A 4,130-nucleotide genomic window follows, 5' to 3' on the forward strand; every position below is an offset into this window, starting at 1 on the left:
TCAACCGGCTGGCGGATCGTCTCGACCGCGTGATCGAGGGGCGGCGCAGGTGGTTCGGTTAGCGTTGGCGCGAAGGTATCGCCGAGGTGTGAAATCAGTTCGGCCATGCCAAGAGCTAAGACTATGAGTTCGCCCCTTTCAGCAGGCGCAGCGCGTTCAGCGTGACTAGGACGGTCGCTCCGGTATCGGCGAGGATCGCGGGCCAAAGGCCAGTGATGCCGACAACGGTGGTAACGAGGAAGACGCCTTTCAGCCCGAGCGCGAGCGCGATGTTCTGGTAGATGTTGGCCATCGTCCGCTTCGACAGCGCGACCATCCTGGCCACATCTTCAACCCGGCCATGCAGCACCGCCGCACCCGCTGCCTCAAGTGCCACGTCCGTTCCGCCGCCCATCGCGATCCCGACATCGGCGGCCGCGAGCGCGGGCGCATCGTTGATGCCGTCGCCGACCTTGGCGACCGTGAAGCCCTGGCTCTTGAGCTCGTTGACGATCCGCTGCTTGTCCTGCGGGAGCAATTCGGCACGAACCTCGATGCCGAGTTGTTGTCCGATCGCCTCTGCCGTGCGGCGGTTGTCCCCGGTCAGCATCACGGTACCGATCCCCGCATCCGCGAGCGCCTTCAGCCCGGCCATGGCATCGGGGCGCGGCTCATCGCGCAGCGCGATTGCGCCCGTGATCTTGCCATCGACAACGAGCACAGAGACGGTTTTGCCCTCACCGTTGAGTACGGCAATTCGCGCCGACTGATCCGCATCGAGCGGGGCCTTCTCGGCAGCCGCCCGCGCCGAGCCGAGGAAGATGCCGCGCCCGTCCACGGTTCCGGCCACGCCCTTGCCGCCGAAAGCGACCGCGTCGTCGACGGGCGGAACCGCAATCCCGTCCGCGGCCGCGCAGTCGAGGATCGCACGGGCGAGCGGATGGCTGGAGCCCGTTTCGAGAGCGCCCGCCAGCCGCAAGACCTGGGCTTCCGTTGCGCCGAAGCCGATCACATCGGTGACCTGGGGCTTGCCTTCCGTCAGCGTGCCCGTTTTGTCGAACGCTACCAACGTGATCTTGCCGATAGTTTCAAGCACTGCGCCGCCCTTGAGCAGCAGCCCGCGCCGGGCACCGGCCGAAAGCGAGGCGGCAATCGCTGCGGGCGTCGAAATAACGAGCGCGCACGGGCAGCCGATGAGCAGAAGCGCCAGCCCCTTATAAACCCATTCGCTCCACACGCCGCCGAACAGCAGCGGCGGAACAATGGCGACGAGCGCCGCCACGCCGACGACTGCGGGAGTGTAAACTTGCGAGAAGCGGTCGATGAAGCGCTCGGTCGGCGCCTTCGAGTCGTGCGCCTCCTCGACGAGCTTGATGATGCGCGCGATCGTGTTGTCGGAAGCTGCTGCCGTGACGCGGACGCGGAGCGCACCACCTCCGTTCACCGTGCCCGCGAAAACGGTCGCATCGACGCCCTTGCGGATAGGCGTACTTTCGCCCGTCACCGGCGCTTCGTCGATAGCGCTTTCGCCCGAAAGGATTACGCCGTCGGCGGGGATGCGATCGCCCGGACGAACGAGAATGGTCGCGCCGATGCCGAGGCTTTCCGCCTGCACCTCGAGCGTCTTGCCTGCCTCTTCGAGAAGCGCCGTCTTTGGAACAAGATCGGTTAGCGACTGGATGCCGGCGCGGGCCTTACCCGCCGCAACGCCCTCCAGCAATTCGCCGATCAGAAAGAGGAAGACGACCGCCGCCGCTTCCTCGGTTGCGCCGATAAAGACCGCACCCGTGGCCGCGATCGTCATCAGCATCTCGATGGAGAACGGGGTTCCTGCTCGCGCGGCCATCACGGCGCGCCTCGCAATCGGGATGAGACCGACCAGCATGGCCGCTGTGAAAAGCCAGGCCTGAAGGCCCGGCAGCAGATAGCCGAGAGGCCACGCGGCTGCGAGCGCTACGCCGCTGGCAATCGTCAGCCGTCCTTTGCCCGATTGCCACCAGCCGCCCGCAGTTGCGCCATGAGGCTGTCTTTCGGTGGCGGAAGAGTGTTCCTCACCATCGGCGAGCCCGCCATCAGGTGTGAGCGGAGTTACAGCATAGCCGAGCCCTGCGACGCGCTCGGCTATGGCTCGGGCAAGCGCTTCGCCGCCACTATGCCGAACCGCCATCGTCCCGACCGTCAGCAGGACCGACACGTCTTCCACGCCGGGAAGGCGGCGAACGGCTGTGTCGATCTTCGTGGCGCAGGACGGGCAGTCCATACCGTCAACGCGGTAGAGGATCTTTTGTATAGAAATCGCCAAGGTTCCTGCACTCCGTTCAATGCTACAATCCACGCTTACTTTCTCTAGCCACTGGAGGAGCAAGCGGGAATTTGCCGGGGTTCTGTCATTCTCCGCCAAACCTCGGCATCGTGGCTTGCCGTTGCCCCCCGGCAGCGCAACACATATATCTCTAGTGACTAGAGGAGATGCGATGCCACGGGATATTTCAATCGGTGAGGCCGCAAAAGTTAGCGGCGTGAAGGTGCCGACCATTCGTTATTACGAGCAGATCGGGTTGCTGCCAGCGCCACCGCGCACCGAAGGCAACCGACGCACTTACGATCAGGGCGATCTCCGCCGGTTGGCCTTTATCCGGCACGCTCGTGAGCTAGGGTTCGAGATCGACGCCATCCGCACCCTGCTATTGCTTCATGACGATCCAGATCAACCCTGCGCAAGCGCGGACACCATAGCGAGAGCCCGGCTTGTCGATGTCGAGCAAAGGATTGCAAGCCTCGCGGCCCTGAAGGTGGAGCTTGAGAGCATGATCGAAGGCTGCAGCCACGGGAAGGTTGCGAAATGCCGTGTCATCGAAGTGCTCGCCGACCACGGCCAATGCATGCACAGCCATCATTGAAACGGCAGCGTGGAGCGTCTACAGCGCCTGCGCGACGTTCAGCGAATGGCGCGCTATGTCGGCGAAGTCAATTTGCTCGGCAGCGTGCCCACGAGATCGACCACCTTGCCAGAAAGGCTTTGTGTCCAGATCGTCATTTTGCACGTGACACAGTCGCAGCAAACATCCCGCCGAATGCGAGCATGAGCAGCCCGTAGCCAGCCACCATCATCGAGGTAACCGCGGCGAGCGGTTGGTCTGCGGCTACACTATAAACGCATAACCCGATGGCGATTATGAACGCGGCAACAGTGATGGTGAGCCAGACAACGGCAGCTGTTTTGTGCAGGTTCATGATTGCTGCCTTGCGACGTCAAAGGACATGTTCAGAGTTTTTGCAAGGCTCGCTAACCCTTTCGGCGTGATGCGCACCTGCGTAGCGATCTTCTCCGATCCATCTGTTCGGATGACCGCCGTCGTCTTGTGCTCAAGAAGCCCTGTTTTGATGCGTTCCTGATAGGCGATGTCACCTGTTCCGGGACGGGAATAAATCCAGTCGTTGGCGCGAAGCCATTGGAACAGGTCTTTCGGGCGCACCTGCAACGTCTTCGCCGCGTCCGTGATGCAGAGTGAGCCATCGCCGACAGCAATGCGCTCATAGGCTTTGACGGTCGGCTTCATCTCGGCCACCTCAACCTGAAGCGCCTTCGCCTTGTCCTCAAGCTCGCGGTTCACCTCGATAAGCTGGATCGCGATCTTGGTGAGTTGCGCAGGATCGCGGACATCGATCTTGGCAGGGCGATCGGCTGCAACCTGTTTTTCGAGTTCCTGCCAGCGATCCACCACGCGGGCGGTGAACTCTGGCGAGAGCTGCGCGACCACGATGAAGCTGCTGCGCTTGTCGAGGCGATACTCTTGAGTGACGTAAACACGGTTTTTGCCGCCCGTTTCCTGCACATCCACCAACGGTGGGCGTGCGATGACATTGCGCTCAGCAAGGCGCTCGATGGTGCGCTTGACGCTATCATGGCGCGCCTCGACCAACTCTGCGATCTCGCGACTGGACATCGTGAGCGGCGCACCGCTGGGCTGAATTACAGTGATGAGCTGTGTCATTCGGTCCTCGCTTGCCTGAGGTGCAGGCATTCCATGAGAGTAGTGAGTTTGGCTTCGGCTGCTGCCGCGCGATGAAGAGCATCTTGAAGTTCGGTTCGCGCGCCCTTGGGCGGGAAGCGACGTCCAGCTCCTTCGTTCTGTTCGATGTAGGAGAGC

The 4,130-nt window shown here is 62.5% G+C and carries 4 protein-coding genes; 1 reads left to right on the forward strand and 3 read right to left on the reverse strand.

Annotated features, from left to right (window positions below; translation table 11 throughout):
* Positions 1-121: 121 nt before the first annotated feature.
* Positions 122-2,239 (reverse strand): heavy metal translocating P-type ATPase, encoded by a 2,118-nt coding sequence (locus QM659_RS16765; RefSeq protein WP_415189304.1) that lies wholly within the window; start codon positions 2,237-2,239, stop codon positions 122-124.
* Positions 2,240-2,453: 214 nt separating this feature from the next.
* Between QM659_RS16765 and QM659_RS16770 the strand changes: the two genes are divergently transcribed.
* Entirely contained in the window at positions 2,454-2,879 is a 426-nt protein-coding gene (locus tag QM659_RS16770; RefSeq protein ID WP_415189301.1) for a MerR family transcriptional regulator, read from the forward strand.
* A 133-nt stretch (positions 2,880-3,012) separates the two neighbouring features.
* On the opposite strand, the gene QM659_RS16775 is transcribed toward QM659_RS16770, so the two are convergent.
* Together QM659_RS16775 and QM659_RS16780 are read right to left on the reverse strand one after the other, a co-directional pair.
* The gene (locus tag QM659_RS16775) at positions 3,013-3,213 is read right to left on the reverse strand and encodes a hypothetical protein (RefSeq protein ID WP_415189302.1); all 201 of its coding nucleotides are present in this window, start codon (positions 3,211-3,213) and stop codon (positions 3,013-3,015) included.
* A complete protein-coding gene (locus tag QM659_RS16780; RefSeq protein ID WP_415189303.1) occupies positions 3,210-3,974 on the reverse strand; it encodes a phage antirepressor KilAC domain-containing protein in 765 nt (254 codons plus the stop codon). The genes QM659_RS16775 and QM659_RS16780 overlap by 4 nt, the downstream gene beginning before the upstream one ends.
* Between the last annotated feature and the right edge of the window lie 156 nt (positions 3,975-4,130).

Source organism: Rhodomicrobium sp. (assembly GCF_047605405.1).
Classification (GTDB): domain Bacteria; phylum Pseudomonadota; class Alphaproteobacteria; order Rhizobiales; family Rhodomicrobiaceae; genus Rhodomicrobium; species Rhodomicrobium lacus.